This window comes from Streptomyces sp. SN-593, from assembly GCF_016756395.1.
Classification (GTDB): domain Bacteria; phylum Actinomycetota; class Actinomycetes; order Streptomycetales; family Streptomycetaceae; genus Actinacidiphila; species Actinacidiphila reveromycinica.
In genome coordinates this window covers 5,782,479-5,796,178 of the sequence record NZ_AP018365.1, presented here as the reverse complement: position 1 = coordinate 5,796,178, position 13,700 = coordinate 5,782,479, and the positions used below count along the sequence as shown (strand labels likewise).

14 protein-coding genes are annotated in these 13,700 nt (G+C 73.0%); 7 read left to right on the top strand and 7 right to left on the bottom strand.

What is annotated here, in order from left to right:
- Window positions 1-162 precede the first annotated feature (162 nt).
- Entirely contained in the window at window positions 163-1,272 is a 1,110-nt protein-coding gene (locus RVR_RS24725) for a ferritin-like domain-containing protein (RefSeq protein ID WP_202236117.1), read from the bottom strand.
- 303 nt (window positions 1,273-1,575) lie between these two features.
- Here RVR_RS24725 and RVR_RS24720 point away from each other — a divergent pair, with 303 nt between their 5' ends.
- Window positions 1,576-2,466: an AurF N-oxygenase family protein gene (locus tag RVR_RS24720; RefSeq protein WP_202236116.1), complete on the top strand. Its 891-nt coding sequence runs from the start codon at window positions 1,576-1,578 to the stop codon at window positions 2,464-2,466.
- Between the two features lie 630 nt (window positions 2,467-3,096).
- On the opposite strand, the gene RVR_RS24715 is transcribed toward RVR_RS24720, so the two are convergent.
- A complete protein-coding gene (locus RVR_RS24715) occupies window positions 3,097-3,750 on the bottom strand; it encodes a hypothetical protein (RefSeq protein WP_202236115.1) in 654 nt (217 codons plus the stop codon).
- Between RVR_RS24715 and RVR_RS24710 the strand changes: the two genes are divergently transcribed.
- Genes RVR_RS24710 through RVR_RS24700 form a run of 3 tightly spaced genes read left to right on the top strand, consistent with a single transcriptional unit; the run spans window position 3,749 to window position 6,350 of the window.
- Window positions 3,749-3,886 (top strand): hypothetical protein, encoded by a 138-nt coding sequence (locus RVR_RS24710; RefSeq protein ID WP_202236114.1) that lies wholly within the window; start codon window positions 3,749-3,751, stop codon window positions 3,884-3,886. The two genes, RVR_RS24715 and RVR_RS24710, sit on opposite strands and share 2 nt — an antisense overlap.
- 48 nt (window positions 3,887-3,934) lie before the next feature.
- Window positions 3,935-4,735: a bestrophin-like domain gene (locus RVR_RS24705; protein ID WP_202236113.1), complete on the top strand. Its 801-nt coding sequence runs from the start codon at window positions 3,935-3,937 to the stop codon at window positions 4,733-4,735.
- Between the two features lie 34 nt (window positions 4,736-4,769).
- Entirely contained in the window at window positions 4,770-6,350 is a 1,581-nt protein-coding gene (locus tag RVR_RS24700; RefSeq protein WP_202236112.1) for an MFS transporter, read from the top strand.
- Between the two features lie 7 nt (window positions 6,351-6,357).
- Here RVR_RS24700 and RVR_RS24695 read toward each other — a convergent pair whose 3' ends face one another.
- On the bottom strand, window positions 6,358-7,062 hold the full coding sequence (locus RVR_RS24695) for a TetR/AcrR family transcriptional regulator (protein WP_202236111.1): 705 nt from the start codon (window positions 7,060-7,062) through the stop codon (window positions 6,358-6,360).
- 75 nt (window positions 7,063-7,137) lie between these two features.
- On the opposite strand from RVR_RS24695, the gene RVR_RS24690 reads away from it, so the two are divergent.
- From RVR_RS24690 to RVR_RS24680, 3 genes are all read left to right on the top strand, one after another.
- Window positions 7,138-7,392: a hypothetical protein gene (locus RVR_RS24690; protein WP_202236110.1), complete on the top strand. Its 255-nt coding sequence runs from the start codon at window positions 7,138-7,140 to the stop codon at window positions 7,390-7,392.
- A gap of 104 nt (window positions 7,393-7,496) precedes the next feature.
- Window positions 7,497-9,140, top strand: a complete 1,644-nt coding sequence (locus RVR_RS24685) for a chitinase (protein WP_202236109.1) — start codon at window positions 7,497-7,499, stop codon at window positions 9,138-9,140.
- 321 nt (window positions 9,141-9,461) lie between these two features.
- Window positions 9,462-10,733, top strand: a complete 1,272-nt coding sequence (locus tag RVR_RS24680) for a C40 family peptidase (RefSeq protein ID WP_202236108.1) — start codon at window positions 9,462-9,464, stop codon at window positions 10,731-10,733.
- 8 nt (window positions 10,734-10,741) lie between these two features.
- Here the strand turns inward: RVR_RS24680 and RVR_RS24675 are convergent, their stop codons facing one another.
- The 4 genes from RVR_RS24675 to RVR_RS24660 form a co-directional block, all read right to left on the bottom strand.
- Window positions 10,742-12,013 (bottom strand): styrene monooxygenase/indole monooxygenase family protein, encoded by a 1,272-nt coding sequence (locus RVR_RS24675; RefSeq protein ID WP_202236107.1) that lies wholly within the window; start codon window positions 12,011-12,013, stop codon window positions 10,742-10,744.
- A 104-nt stretch (window positions 12,014-12,117) separates the two neighbouring features.
- A complete protein-coding gene (locus RVR_RS24670) occupies window positions 12,118-12,726 on the bottom strand; it encodes a GTP-binding protein (protein WP_202236106.1) in 609 nt (202 codons plus the stop codon).
- Window positions 12,707-13,165 carry a DUF742 domain-containing protein gene (locus tag RVR_RS24665; protein ID WP_202236105.1) on the bottom strand — a complete coding sequence of 153 codons (459 nt, stop codon included), beginning with the start codon at window positions 13,163-13,165 and terminating at the stop codon, window positions 12,707-12,709. Before RVR_RS24665 ends, RVR_RS24670 begins: the two co-directional genes overlap by 20 nt.
- Window positions 13,162-13,596, bottom strand: coding sequence for a roadblock/LC7 domain-containing protein (locus tag RVR_RS24660; RefSeq protein WP_237405399.1), 435 nt, complete (start codon window positions 13,594-13,596; stop codon window positions 13,162-13,164). The genes RVR_RS24665 and RVR_RS24660 overlap by 4 nt, the downstream gene beginning before the upstream one ends.
- Window positions 13,597-13,700 lie beyond the last annotated feature (104 nt).

Sequence of the window (13,700 nt, the reverse complement as noted above, 5' to 3'; positions counted from 1 at the left end):
GGCTCCTCGGCGCCGCGGGTTCGTCCCCCCGCCGCGATCGGATAGATGCGGCCGTCCGGGCTGCGGTTCCGCGGCCGGTCAGCGGTGCCGGCACCGTTACGAAATCCGGACGCGGGCCCGCCGGCGGCACCACGGGCGGGCCCGGCGCCCGGGGGCGCGCCCTCAGGCGCCGTCGCCGCCCAGGGCGACGGCGTCCGTCACCTCGGCGACCCGGGCGGCCTCCTCGGCCGCGAACCGCTCGGCGTCCAGGCGTTCGGCGACCTCCTCGTCCTGGGTCATCAACAGGTCCAGGTCGGAGTCGCCCAGGTCGAAGACGCCCAGGTCCACGTAGGCCTGGCGCAGCCGCGGCCCCCACAGCCCGATGTCCTTCACGCACGGCACGATCCGGCTGAACAGCAGCTTCCTGAACAGGTGCAGGAACTCCGACTGCTCGGTCAGCTCGACGGCCTCGGCCTGCGGGATGCCGAAGTTCGCCAGCACCTCGGTGCCGCGCAGCCGGTCCCGCATCAGATAGCACCCCTCGACGACGAACTCCTCGCGCTCGCGCAGTTCGGCGTCCGACAACTGCTTGTAGTAGTCCCGCAGCGCCATCCGGCCGAACGCGACGTGCCGCGCCTCGTCCTGCATCACGTAGGCGAGGATCTGCTTGGGCAGCGGCTTGTCGGTGGTGTCGCGGATCATGCCGAACGCGGCCAGCGCCAGGCCCTCGATGAGCACCTGCATGCCGAGGTAGGGCATGTCCCAGCGGGAGTCGCGCAGGGTGTCGCCCAGCAGCGCCTGGAGGTTGTCGTCGACCGGGTAGAGCATCCCGACCTTCTCGTGGAGGAACCTGCCGTAGATCTCGGCGTGCCGGGCCTCGTCCATGGTCTGGGTGGCGGAGTAGAACTTCGCGTCCAGGTCGGGCACCGACTCCACGATGCGTGCCGCGCAGACCATCGCGCCCTGCTCGCCGTGCAGGAACTGGCTGAACTGCCAGGAGGTGTAGTGCTGCCTCAGCAGCCCGCGTTCGCGCGCGTTCATCGCGTCCCAGTGGCGGGTGCCGTACAGGGTCATCGCCTCGTCGGGCGTGCCCAGCGGGTCGGACGGATCGACCTCCAGGTCCCAGTCGATCCGGCGCACCGCGTCCCACTGCTTGTCCTTGCCCTTCTGGTACAGGGCGAGCAGGCGGTCGCGGCCGTCGTCGTACTCCCAGGAGAAGCGGGCGGCGCCATGGGCCGGGACCTGCCAGGTCCACTCGGCGGGCTGCTGCGTGTAGAGACCTTCCGTCGACATCGACACACTCCGATCGGGCGGCTGCTGGTGTCCGCGCCCCCGGGCGCGCGCCGGGGCGGCCGGTCCGGCGTCTTGCGGTCCGGCGGACTTGCGGTCCGGCGCTCCGGTCCGGTCCGGCCCTCGTGCCGCAGGTGCCGCACGTGCGCACGCGGTTCCCGTGGTGTGCACGGTTCGTGAGGTTCGTGTGACATGCGTCGCCGGATCGGCTCGGGTGGCGCCCAGGGGCTTGACGGGCTTGTTGACACAGAGTCTCATAAGAACCGTACCCCTGGTAACCCTCATGCGGCGGAGGCCGGTTCACTCATGGACGCAACCCTGATCAGCCGGGAGAAGACGGCCGAGCGACTGTTGACCGCCTCGGCCAAGCACTCCTTCGACCCCGACACCGAGTTGGACTGGGAGACCCCGTTCGAGGACGGCGTGTGGTTCTGGCCGCCCGAGCTGGTGTCGCTCTACGACACGCCCCTGTGGCGCCGGATGCCGGAGGAGCAGCGGCTCGAACTGTCCCGCCACGAGGCGTCGTCGCTGTGCGCGTCGGGCGTCTGGTTCGAGACGATCCTCATGCAGCTACTGCTGCGGCACACGTACTCGCTCGACCCGACCAGCGCGCACGTGCGGTACGCGCTCACCGAGATCGCCGACGAGTGCCGACACTCGAAGATGTTCGCCCGCGCGGTGACGAAGTTCGGCACGCCGACGTACGGGCCGAAGCGGCTGGACCACTCGCTCGGCCGGATCCTCAAGACGTTCTCGACGACGCCGGGTTCGTTCACCGGGACGCTGCTGGCGGAGGAGATCCTCGACTGGATGCAGCGGTTGACGTTCCCGGACGAGCGGGTGCAGCCGTTCGTGCGCGGGGTGACGCGGATCCACGTGGTGGAGGAGGCGCGGCACATCAGGTACGCGCGGGAGGAGTTGCGGCGGCAGATGGAGACGGCGCCGCGGTGGGAGATCATGCTGACGCGGATGATGTCGGCGGAGGCGGCGCGGGTGATCGCGCGGTCGCTGATCAGTCCGCAGGTGTATGCGAGCGTGGGGTTGGATCCGGCGGAGGCGGTGGCGGCGGTGCGGGAGAGTGGGCACCGGCGGGAGATGATGCGGCACTCGGCGAAGAAGTTGATGGACTTCTTCGAGGAGATCGGGTTGTTGCGGGGGGCGTCGATGCCGTTGTGGCGGGCGTCGGGGTTGATCTGACGCGTTGCGGGCGTTGGCGGGGGTGCGGTGAGTGGGGTGGGTGCGGTGGGTGGGTGGTGCCGCGTGGGCTGCGGCGGCGGGGTTCGAGACTGCATATTTACGGCGCCCGCGGGTCCTCCGTGCAGGGTGCCCTGGGTTTCCGCGCCACAAATATACGAACGTCTCGAACCCCGCCCCCTCCGCCCCCGCTCCCGTGGCCCCGGTGGGCCTCCCCGGACGGAGAAGGCTGGGGGGTGGGGTGGGTGGGCTGAGGTAGTGGGTGGGGTGGTGGGTGGGTGGGCTGAGGCAGTGGGTGGGCTGCGGTGAGGTAGGGGGTGAGGTGGTGGGTGGAGGTGGGTGGGCTGAGGTAGGCGGTGAGTTGATGCGGGGGGGGTGGAGTGGGTCTCGCTCCCGTGGCCCCGGTGTGGTGGGCCTCCCCGGATGGGGGTGGGGGGTTCGATTCGGTTTGGGTTGGTAGGGGGAGTTGGGGAGGGTGGCTGGAAAAGGGTGGGTTTGGGGGTGGGGTGGTGGGGGTGGGTGCGACGGGCGTTCGGGGGGTGGAGGGGTTGAGGGGGAAGTGGGTCGAACAGTTCGAGGTGGGGGGCGGGGGCGGTGAGGTGGTTCTCGTCGTTGCGGGGGGTTTGTGGGACATCACTCGGGTGGGCCATTTAGCGTCATAGGTATGGATATGGGGAGCGGGGGGCGGCGCCGGGTCGGGCGGTGGCGGAGGGGTGCGGTGGGGGCCGCGGTGGTGGTGGTCGGCGGGGTGGGGGCGCTGGGGGTGGCGGGAGCCGGGCGGGCCGTGGGGGACGAGGGCGGGATCGGGGTGGTGGTCGGGTGCCGGCCGGGGGGCGGGCCCTGCGGGGTGTTCGTGGTGGTGTGCGGGGCGGACGGGCGGGTCGTGAGCATGGTGGGGTTGAGGGGGCCGTCCGGCGGGGCGGACGGGGGTGTCGTCGTACAGGTCGGGGCACCGTGCGGGGGGCGGACCTCGCCGACCTCCAACCCGCCGACCTCCAGCCCTCCGACGTCCAACCCGCCGACGTCCGGCCCTCCGACGTCGAGCGCGCCGCCGACCGGCCCGCCGGCGTCGAGCGCTCCGGCGAGCAGTGCTCCGGTGACCGCGGCGCCGTCCGGCGGTGCGTCGGCGCCGGGTGTGTCCGTGTCCGTGGCGGCGGCCTCGCGGGGGGAGGCGTCGCCGTCGGGTACGGCCGGTGCGGCCGGGAGGAGTTCGCCGAGCCGGGCGGCCGCCCCGGCGGCTCCCACCGTCGTGCGGTCGTCGCCGCACACGGGCGGGGTCGAGTTCATGACGCCCGGTCAGGAGGCGGTCGGACCGGCCCGGGAGGGCGGCTGGGACCGGTGGTGGGGGATGGCGCTGGTGGCCGTCCTGCTGCCGGCCGCGCTGGCGGCGGCCGTACCGCGCGGGGCTCCGCGCCGGCACTGAAGTCCGTCCCCGTCGACCGCCAGTCCACCGAAGGCCACCGGGAGTGCCATGTCCGTCTATGTCGTCTCGCTGCTGGCCACGGTCGGCGGCGGGTGTTTCGCCCTGCTGCTCGGGCGGTTCCTCGGGACCGGCCGGCGGGCGGTCGCCGGGGAGTTCGGCGGGCAGGCGCAGTCGTTGATCGGCGGGGTGCTGCTCAGCTCGTTCATCCTGCTGACCGGGTTCCAGGTGGCCGGGAGCTGGTCGGCGCTCAGCGACGCGCGGTCCGGGACCTATGACGAGGCGCGGGCGCTGGCGGACACGTACTGGGCGGTGGGCGGGCTGGCGCCGGCCGACCGGGACAGGGCGCGGGCGCTGCTGCGGACGTACACCGACGACGTGCGCACCACCGAGTTCCACGCGTTGGCGCGCGGGCGGACCAGTCCGGCGGCCTGGCGGGATCTCGACGCGGTGCGGGCGGCGGTGTGGGCGGCGCCCGCGGGCACCGCGGGACCGCAGGCGGCGAAGTCGGCGGCGCAGAGCGCGCTCAACACCGTCTACCAGACCCGCACCGACCGGGCCGCGCAGGTCAAGGGGCGGATGCCGCGGGTGACCTGGATCGCGATGCTCGTGGTGGGCGCGTTCCTCGTCGCCTTCCCGGCTCTGCTCGGCCTCACCGTCACTCCGCGCCACCTCACCGCGCTGTGCTTCGTCGGTGCCGTGGTGGCGTTCGCGATCTGCCTGTCGGCGCAGCTCAACACCGCCTTCCGGCAGCCCTTCGGCGTCCGCTCCACCGCCTTCGTGCTGGCCGACACCCGCTTCGGCCAGATCGACGCGGGCCACTACACCCTCTCCCCCGTGCCCCCGCGCTGACCGGCGGGCCGTCCGCCCTGGTCCGTACGGGTGCATGTGGGCGCCGTCCCGGGGCAGGCGTGGCCGGTGCGCGGGTCCCGGACGCAGGGTGGGGGCGGGAGATCCCCCGGACCGTCCCACGCACCCGCCGCGCCCGGCGGCACGGAAGGAGTGGGACGAGGTGGCAGGAGAGTCCGAGACGACAGCGCGCAGGCATCCCCGGGACACCCGCTGGCCGGCACTGGCGGTCTGCCTGACCGCGAGCTTCATGACGCTGCTGGACGTGAGCATCGTCAACGTGGCGCTGCCGTCGATCCGCAGCGGGATCGGCGCCTCGCAGGGCGGCCTGCAGTGGGTGCTGTCGGGCTACGCGCTCACCTTCGGCCTGGTGCTGGTGCCGGCCGGGCGGATCGGCGACGTGCACAGCCGGCGGGCGGTGTTCCTGGGCGGGCTGGCGATGTTCACCGCCACCAGCGCGCTGGCCGGCGCGGCGCAGAACGAGGGCTGGCTGATCGGCGCGCGGCTGCTCCAGGGCGCGGCGGGCGGCATCCTGGTGCCGCAGGTGTCGGGCTTCATCCAGCAGATGTTCCAGGGCGCCGAGCGCGGCCGCGCGTTCGGCCTGCTGGGCGCGACGATCGGGGTGTCCACGGCGGTGGGCCCGCTGCTGGGCGGCCTGCTGATCCAGGCGTTCGGCACCGAGGAGGGCTGGCGCTGGGTGTTCTACGTGAACCTGCCGATCGGCCTGGTCGCGCTGCCGCTGGCCCACCGGCTGCTGCCGGCGCCGCCGGAGCTCGCGGGACCGCGCGAGCGCAGCGACCTGGACCCGGTGGGCGTACTGCTGCTGGGCGCCGGCACCGTGGTGCTGCTGCTGCCGTTCGTGCAGGAGGAGCAGTGGACGACCCCGCTGAAGTGGCTGCTGGTGCCGGTCGCGCTGCTCGTGCTGGCCGGCTTCGTCGGCTGGGAGCGGCGCTACGGGCGGGCGCACGAGCCGCTGATCGACCTGCGGCTGTTCCTGCAACGGTCCTACGGGCTCGGGGTGCTGCTGTCGCTGCTGTACTTCGCCGGTTTCACCGCGATCTTCTTCATCCTCACCCTGTACCTGCAGAACGGCCTGCACTACAGCGCGCTGGAGGCGGGCCTGTCGATCATGCCGTTCGCGCTGGGGTCGGGGGCGGCGGCGGCCGTCGGCGGGCGGATCGTGACGCGGGTGGGGCGTCCGCTGGTGGCCCTGGGGCTGGCGGCGGTGGTGGTCGGGCTGCTGGGCACGGCGCTGGCGGTGCACCTCGACTCGGGCCGTTCCGTGGGCTGGGTGACGGCGGCTCCGCTGCTGTTCGCGGGGCTCGGCAGCGGGCTGGTGATCGCGCCGAACCAGACCCTGACGCTCAGCGAGGTGCCGGTGGCGCGGGCCGGCAGCGCCGGCGGGGTGTTGCAGACCGCGCAGCGGATCGGCTCCGCGGCGGGCATCGCGGCGGTCGGGTCGGTGTTCTTCTCCCGGGTCGACAGCCGCAGCGCGGACTGGTCCGGCGGCTTCCAACTGGGGCTGCTCACCTCGACCGGGCTGGCCGCGCTGGGCCTCGTGGTGGCCCTGGTGGACATCCTCGGCGCGGACGGGTCGACCGCCCCCGACAAGCGGTAGGGCGCGGTCAGGGGAACAGGGTGGTGATGTTCTCCAGCAGCACGCGGCCGGGGCTGATGGCGGTCTCCTGGGACAGCGCCAGCGCCGCGGCCTCGGCCGCCTCGGGGTCGGTCAGGGCGGTGGCGAGCAGGAGCGCGGTGAAGTGGTCCACGAGCCAGCCCCTCAGTTCGGGGAGCGCGGGCTGCTTGCCGTTGTCGAGCCAGAGGAGCGAGACGGCCTCCACGGAGGCGATCCAGGAGCGGACCATCATGGACAGGCGGGGGCCGGGCTCGCTCACGCCGAGGTGGTGCAGGACCTGCTGCGCGGCGCCGCTGCGCACCCCGTCCACGATCGCGTCGGTGCGGCTGGTGCCCACCACGCCGCCGCCGCGCAGCAGCGCGCCGTACGCGGCGTCGTGCTCGTCGACGTAGGCGAGGTAGCTGTCGAGGGCGTCGGCCAGGCGCTGGGTGGGCGGGCCCTCGGCGGGGACGCCGAAGCGGCCGACGAGCTCCTCGGCGGCACCGAGCACCGCGGCCTCGTAGAGCTGCTGCTTGCCGCCGGGGAAGTAGCGGTAGACGAGCGGGCGGGAGACGCCCGCGGCCGCGGCGACGTCCTCGACGGACACGTCCTCGGGGCGGCGGTGCCCGAAGAGGTCGAGCGCCGCGGCCAGGAGCTGCTCGCGGCGCTGCTCGACGCTCATCCTGCGGTAGGCGGGCACCGCGCTGCTGGTCATACCAGGAAGCCTAACGACCGGCGGGGCGGTGCGGTCCGGCGCGTCCGGAACCGCCGGCGTGGCAGTCTGGGCGGTGTGCGACACGAGAAGACCGAGTTCGTCGGCGGACCGCTGGACGGCCGGGTGCTGGAGGTCATGGTCGGGATGACCGGGCAGCCCCCGCTGGACTACCGGGTGCCCGTGCCCGCCCCCGAGGGCGGCCCGGAGAAGGTGCACGTCTACCACCGGGCGCGCGGCGAGGGCCGCGGCACCCGGTGGGTGTTCGTGTACGACCCGGAGGGCAGCCCCCATCCGGACCGTCCCAGGTGGCCGTGGTCCAAGCGGCGGTGAGGGGGCGCCGACGGCGAATCTTGGTCCGGACCATTGACGAAATTGGTCTGGACCTGTTTGCTACCGGTTGACATGAGCACTCCTGGCCGAAGGAGCATCCCCCCATGCCCACCGTCACCCCGCCCGGTCCGCACGGGACCGCCGCGCGCACCGGCTCCCCCACCCGCAGACGTGCCCTCGCCGCGGCCGCGACCGCCCTCGCCGGCGCGCTCGCGGTCGGCGGCATGGTCGCCCTCGCCCCGTCCGCGAGCGCCGGGGAGTTCCTGGCCGACGGCGGCTTCGAGGCCGGCTCGCTGTCCGGCTGGACCTGCGACGCGGGCGCCCAGGTCGTCACCGGCCAGGCGCACAGCGGCAGTTACGCCCTGAAGGCCACCCCGTCGGCGAGCGCCACCGGCCAGTGCGCGCAGACCGTCACCGTCGCCCCCAACACCGCCTACACGCTGTCCGCCCAGGTCGAGGGGTCCTACGTCTACATCGGCGTGGACGGCGGCGCCTCCACCTGGACCGCGGGCACCGGCTCCGGCTACGCCCCGCTGAGCGTGTCCTTCACCACCGGCGCGAGCCAGACCACCGCGAAGATCTACGTGCACGGCTGGTACGGCCAGCCCGCGTACCTCGCGGACGACATCTCCCTCCAGGGTCCGGGCGGCGGCACCACGACGCCGCCCACCACTCCCCCCACGACGCCGCCGACCACTCCCCCGACGACGCCCGCGTCGCCGCCGTCCTCGGACCTGCCCGCGCACGCGCTCGTCGGCTACCTGCACGAGACGTTCGCCAACGGCTCCGGCTACACCAAGCTCGCCGACGTGCCCGACGACTGGGACATCATCGACCTCGCCTTCGGCGAGACCGACTCCCCCACCTCCGGGCAGATCCACTTCACCCGGTGCTCGGTCGGCGAGTGCCCGTCGGTGGAGTCCGACGCGGACTTCAAGGCCGCCATCAAGGCCAAGCAGGCCGAGGGCAAGAAGGTGCTGCTGTCCATCGGCGGCGCGGGCGGCGAGGTGCAGCTCACCACCACCGCCGCGCGCGACGCGTTCGTCTCCTCGGTCGGCGGCATCATCGACCAGTGGGGCCTGGACGGCGTCGACATCGACTTCGAGAACCAGTCGCTCTCCCTCAACGCCGGCGACACCGACTTCAAGAACCCGACCACCCCGGCCATCGTCAACCTGATCGCGGCGATCAAGTCGCTCAAGGCGAAGTACGGCGACGGCTTCGTGCTGACCATGGCGCCGGAGACGTTCTTCGTGCAGACGGGGTACCAGTTCTACGGCTCGGGCCCGTTCAACGGCCAGGACCCGCGGTGCGGCGCCTACCTGCCGGTGATCTACGCGCTGCGCGACGACCTGACGCTGCTCACCGTGCAGGACTACAACTCCGGGCCGATCATGGGCCTGGACAACCAGTACCACACGATGGGCGGCGCGGACTTCAACATCGCGATGACCGACATGCTGCTCACCGGCTTCCCGGTGGCCGGCAACACGGCGAACATGTTCCCGGCGCTCGACCCGTCGCAGGTCGCCATCGGGCTGCCCGCGTCCGTCAACGCGGGGAACGGCTACACCTCACCCGATCAGGTGGACCAAGCCCTCGACTGCCTGACGAAGAAGACGAACTGCGGCGGCTACACCACCCACGGGACCTGGCCGAGCCTGCGGGGCCTGATGACCTGGTCGATCAACTGGGACGACTTCGGCGGATGGGCGTTCTCGCACAACTTCGACAGCTACTTCGGCTGATCCTCAGGGGGGCGGAGCGCCGCCCCGGAGCTGCCCCCGGGACGGCACGGCTGCCCGCGACCCCTGCTCACACGGTCGCGGGCAGTCGCCTTTCCGGGGCGGCGGTGACGCATGATGGCGGGACCGGAGGGGCAGGAGGAGCCCGGGCCCTGCCGAGCCGGAGCGTGCCATGCCGCGCCGTGCCGGACCGCGCCGTCGGCCATGCGGCTGGGCGGCCGGCCGTTCCGCGGAGATTCGCCCCCTACCTCTGTCGAAGATATGACAATCCATGATTGGCTACCGTCGCTGCTTGTTACCCGCCGGTCATGGGGAGATGAGGGAATGTCAGTGGCCCGTCAGCCCAGCTCGTGGTTCCGCTCGGCCGTGGTGTGCGGCAGCCTGCTCGCCGCGGCGGCGCTGTCCCTGCCCACCGCCCAGCAGGCCGCGGCCCGGCCGTACGACCCGCCGGCCGGACAGGTGCCGCTGTCCACCCTCCTGACCCGGCTCCAGACGTACTACCAGCAGACCGAGACGGCCACCGAGGCGTACAACAAGGCCAAGGAGACCGCCGACCAGAAGCGCACCGCGGCGCGGAAGGCCGACCGGCAGCTCGCCGACCAGAAGACCGCGGTCGCCGCCAGCAAGGCCCAGCTCGGCCTGATGGCCACCCAGATGTACCGCAACGGCGGCGTGTCGCCGTACCTGTCGCTGCTCGGCGGGCAGACCCCGCAGGACTTCTTCGGGCAGCGGCACGTCCTGGGGCAGATGGCGCAGCGGCAGCGCAGCGTGCTCGGGCAGCTCACGGCCGGCGAGGCGAAGCTGAAGAAGCTCAACACGCAGGCGCAGAAGGCGCTCGACACCGCCGAGCAGGCGCAGACCGTCGCCGGGGCCAAGCAGAAGGACGTGCAGGCGCACCTCAAGCAGGTCGAGGGGATGCTCGCCGGGCTGACCGGGGTGCAGATCACCGAGTTGCAGAAGCTGGAGCAGGCCGACACCGACCAGGCCCAGCAGAAGTTCATGGACTCCAAGGCGCTGGGCGGCGACCCCGCGCTGCGGGCCCCGTCGCTGGCCGGCGACCGCGCGATCGGGTACGCCTTCGACCAGCTCGGCAAGCCCTACCTGTGGGGCGCCCAGGGGCCGGACGCCTTCGACTGCTCCGGGCTCACCTCGCAGGCGTGGGCGCACGCGGGCACCGTCATCCCGCGCACCAGCCAGGAGCAGTGGGCGAAGCTGCCGCACGTGCCGCTGGAGCTGCTGCGCCCGGGCGACCTGGTGATCTACTTCAAGGGCGCCACCCACGTGGCCCTCTACATCGGCGACGGGCTGGTCATCCAGGCACCGCGCCCCGGGTCCTACGTCAAGGTCTCGCCGATCGCGGCCAACCCGATCCTCGGCGCGGTCCGCCCGGACCTCGGGGAGCAGCCGATCAGCGGCTACAAGCCCAGGCCCGTCCCGAAGAACGCGGAACAGCCGCTGCCGATCGCCGCGCAGACGAAGTCCCCGGCGAAGACCGCGAAGAAGACCGCGACGAAGACGACCGCGACGCCCGCGCCGTCACCGTCCCCCACCGGCACGCCGTCGCCCTCCCCCACCGGCACCCCCGCGGCCGGGTAGCCGCCGGCTCAGCCCTGTCCGGCGCCCCCGCCCGCGGCGCCCCCGGCCCCGGCGCCGACCCGCGCGAGGTACCCGCGCGCCGGCTCCGGGTCGTAGAACCACTCCTCGAAGTCCGCCGGGTCGTCGAACCCGTTGGCGAACCGGTCGGCGACCGGCTGGAGTTCACCGGCCGCGCCGATCAGGCTCAGGACGTGCTCCGGCGGCGGCGCGAGCATCGCGTTGGTCCACTTCGTGACCGGCGCGGCGACCTCCCAGTACCGGTCGAAGGCCGCCTGCATCCAGGCGCGGTCGAACGGGCGGTCACCGTGCGCGGTGATCCGCTCCAGGTAGACCGCCGCGCACCGGGACGCGTTGTTCGCCCCCTGCCCGGTCACCGGGTCGTTGGCGACCACGACGTCCGCGACGCCCAGGACGAGTCCGCCGGAGGGCAGTTCGCCGACCGGGCGGCGAACCGTCGGGGTGAGCCGGCCGGACAGGGTGCCGCCGGCGTCGGTGAGTTCGACACCGGTGGCCCGGGCGTGCTCCCACGGGACGTGGCGGCGCATCAGGTCCAGGGTGAGCCGAAGCTGCCGCCCGGGGTCCCGCACGCCGGCGAAGACGTCCGCGGGGCCGCCCGGGACCGCCTCCCAGAACAGGATGTCGCAGGGGCCCGAGGTGGTCAGGGCGGGGATCACGAAGAACTCGCCGACGCCCGGCACGAGGTTGCAGCGCACCGCCCGCAGGTCCGGGTGCTCCGGGCGCGGTCCGAGACCGTGTACGTAGCAGGCCGCGAGCGCGCGCTGCGGCTCGGCGAAGGGTGAACGGCCCGCGTCCCGGGCGAACATCGACACCAGGTCGCCCCGGCCCGCGGCGACCAGCACCAGGTCGTAGGCGCGGGCGAAGTAGTCCAGGTCGGAGACGGCGGCGGCGTGCACCACCACCCGGCCGCCGCGCTCGGCGAACGTCTCCAGCCAGCCGGCCATCTTCACCCGCTGGTCCACCGACTGGGCGGTGCCGTCGAGCCGGCCGAGCCAGTCGATCACGCGGCCGCCGTCGGGCGCGGCCACCGAGACGCCCAACCCGTCGACGTCCGGGGCCTGCCGCCGCCAGAAGTCGATGCCGAGGTCGCGCTCGTGGGCCAGTGCACCGGCGAACATGCACTGCGTGGACATCACGCGCCCGGTGCGTATCTCGTCCGCGGTGCGGTGGGTCATCACGGTCACGCCGTATCCCCGCGCCTGGAGTCCCAGGGCGAGTTGGAGCCCGGCCTGGCCGGCTCCGACGATGAGAATGCTGCGCATGGCGGCTCGCTCGCTTCTTCGCTGTCCGACGGGCGCGCGGCATCCGCGCGGCACCGTCCGGGGCCGTCACAGGTCACGGGGTGTCAGGTCGACGGAGCCTCAGGTCACAGCGGCGCCTCGGCCATCGCGTGTGTGACCAGGGAGAGGAGCGCGTCGACCACGGAGTGCCGCTCGCGGGCGTCGATGACCAGGACCGGGATGTGGTGCGGCACCGCGAGGGCGTCGCGCACGTCGTCCGCGCTGTAGGCCGCGGTGCCCTCGAACTGGTTGACCGCCACGGTGTAGGGCAGGCCGGTGCTCTCGAAGTAGTCGAGCGCGGGGAAGCAGTCCGCCAGCCGCCGGGTGTCGGCGAGCACCACGGCCCCTATCGCGCCGCGCACCAGGTCGTCCCACATGAACCAGAACCGCTGCTGGCCCGGCGTGCCGAACACGTAGAGCACCAGGTCCTTGTCGAGCGTGATCCGCCCGAAGTCCATGGCGACCGTGGTGGTGGTCTTCTCCGGTGTGGCCGCCAGGTCGTCCAGCGCCTCGCTGGCCTGGGTCATGACGGACTCGGTCGTCAGCGGGGTGATCTCCGACACGGCGCCGACGAACGTGGTCTTCCCCACGCCGAACCCGCCGGCGACGACGATCTTCGTGGAGACCGGTGCGCGTTCGCGCGTGGTCTGCCAGTCCCGCAAGCCCTCCTGCTGGTCAAAGCCTGCGAAGTCCACTGAGCACCCTTTCGAGCAGCGCGCGGTCGGGCCCGCCGGGACCGTACCCGGTGCCGTACACGCGAATTCTTCCCTGGTCGGCCAGGTCGCTGATCAGGACCCGGACGACGCCGAGCGGTATCCGCAGCAGCGCGGAGATCTCGGCCACCGACCGCAGCATGCGGCACAGTTCGACGATCGCGCGCAACTCGGGCATGACCCGCTCCGCCCAGTCGCCCCTCGTGAGGGCGGGCTGTTCGTCCGGTCGCTCGATCGTAGCCACGAAAGTCTCGACGAGCAGCACGTGCCCGGTGCGCGTGCGGCCGCCGGTGAGGGCGTAGGGCCGTACCCGGGAGGTCCGGCGGTCGCCGTCCCGCTGCCGCGACGCCGCCGTCGGCGAGGGCGTTCGCGGCGCGGACGGCGGGCCGGAGGGGCCGGGCGGTCCGGTCGGCCGGGTCACCGTTCGCCCTCCAGCGCCTGCCGCAACTCACCGCGCAGCGCCGGGGTCAGCACGTGGCCGGCCCGCCCGACGAACAGGGCCATGTGGTAGGCGATGACGCTCAGATCGCACTCGGCGGCGGCGTGCACCCCCAGCAGCGAGCCGTCGCTGATGGACATGACGAACAGCATGCCGTCCTGCATCGCGACGGTGGTCTGCCGCACCCGGCCGCCGTCCATCAGGCGGGCCGCGCCGATGGTGAGGGAGGCCAGCCCCGACACCACCGCGGCGAGGTCCATCCGGACGTCGGAGATCCGGGTCGGCCCGGCGCCCGGCCGCGGCGCGACGGGGTCGGGTTCCGAACTGAGCAGCAGCAGGCCGTCGGAGGAGACGACGGCGACCGAGCGGACGCCGGGCACCTCGTCGACGAAGTTCGCGAGCAACCAGTGCAGGTTGCGGGCGTCGTGGCTGAGGGCGTCGGAGTGGACGCCGGTGCCCGAGTGGGCGCCGGTGCCCCCGGGGCCGTCCGTGCTGGTGGTACCGGTGGTTCCAGTGG

Bases quoted from the DNA above. Each gene is read 5' to 3' on its own strand.
- RVR_RS24725 (WP_202236117.1), bottom strand. From the start codon at position 1,272: ATGTCGACGGAAGGTCTCTACACGCAGCAGCCCGCCGAGTGGACCTGG.
- RVR_RS24720 (WP_202236116.1), top strand. From the start codon at position 1,576: ATGGACGCAACCCTGATCAGCCGGGAGAAGACGGCCGAGCGACTGTTG.
- RVR_RS24710 (WP_202236114.1), top strand. From the start codon at position 3,749: ATGACGCCCGGTCAGGAGGCGGTCGGACCGGCCCGGGAGGGCGGCTGG.
- RVR_RS24715 (WP_202236115.1), bottom strand. From the start codon at position 3,750: ATGAACTCGACCCCGCCCGTGTGCGGCGACGACCGCACGACGGTGGGA.
- RVR_RS24705 (WP_202236113.1), top strand. From the start codon at position 3,935: ATGTCCGTCTATGTCGTCTCGCTGCTGGCCACGGTCGGCGGCGGGTGT.
- RVR_RS24700 (WP_202236112.1), top strand. From the start codon at position 4,770: ATGTGGGCGCCGTCCCGGGGCAGGCGTGGCCGGTGCGCGGGTCCCGGA.
- RVR_RS24695 (WP_202236111.1), bottom strand. From the start codon at position 7,062: ATGACCAGCAGCGCGGTGCCCGCCTACCGCAGGATGAGCGTCGAGCAG.
- RVR_RS24685 (WP_202236109.1), top strand. From the start codon at position 7,497: ATGCCCACCGTCACCCCGCCCGGTCCGCACGGGACCGCCGCGCGCACC.
- RVR_RS24680 (WP_202236108.1), top strand. From the start codon at position 9,462: ATGTCAGTGGCCCGTCAGCCCAGCTCGTGGTTCCGCTCGGCCGTGGTG.
- RVR_RS24675 (WP_202236107.1), bottom strand. From the start codon at position 12,013: ATGCGCAGCATTCTCATCGTCGGAGCCGGCCAGGCCGGGCTCCAACTC.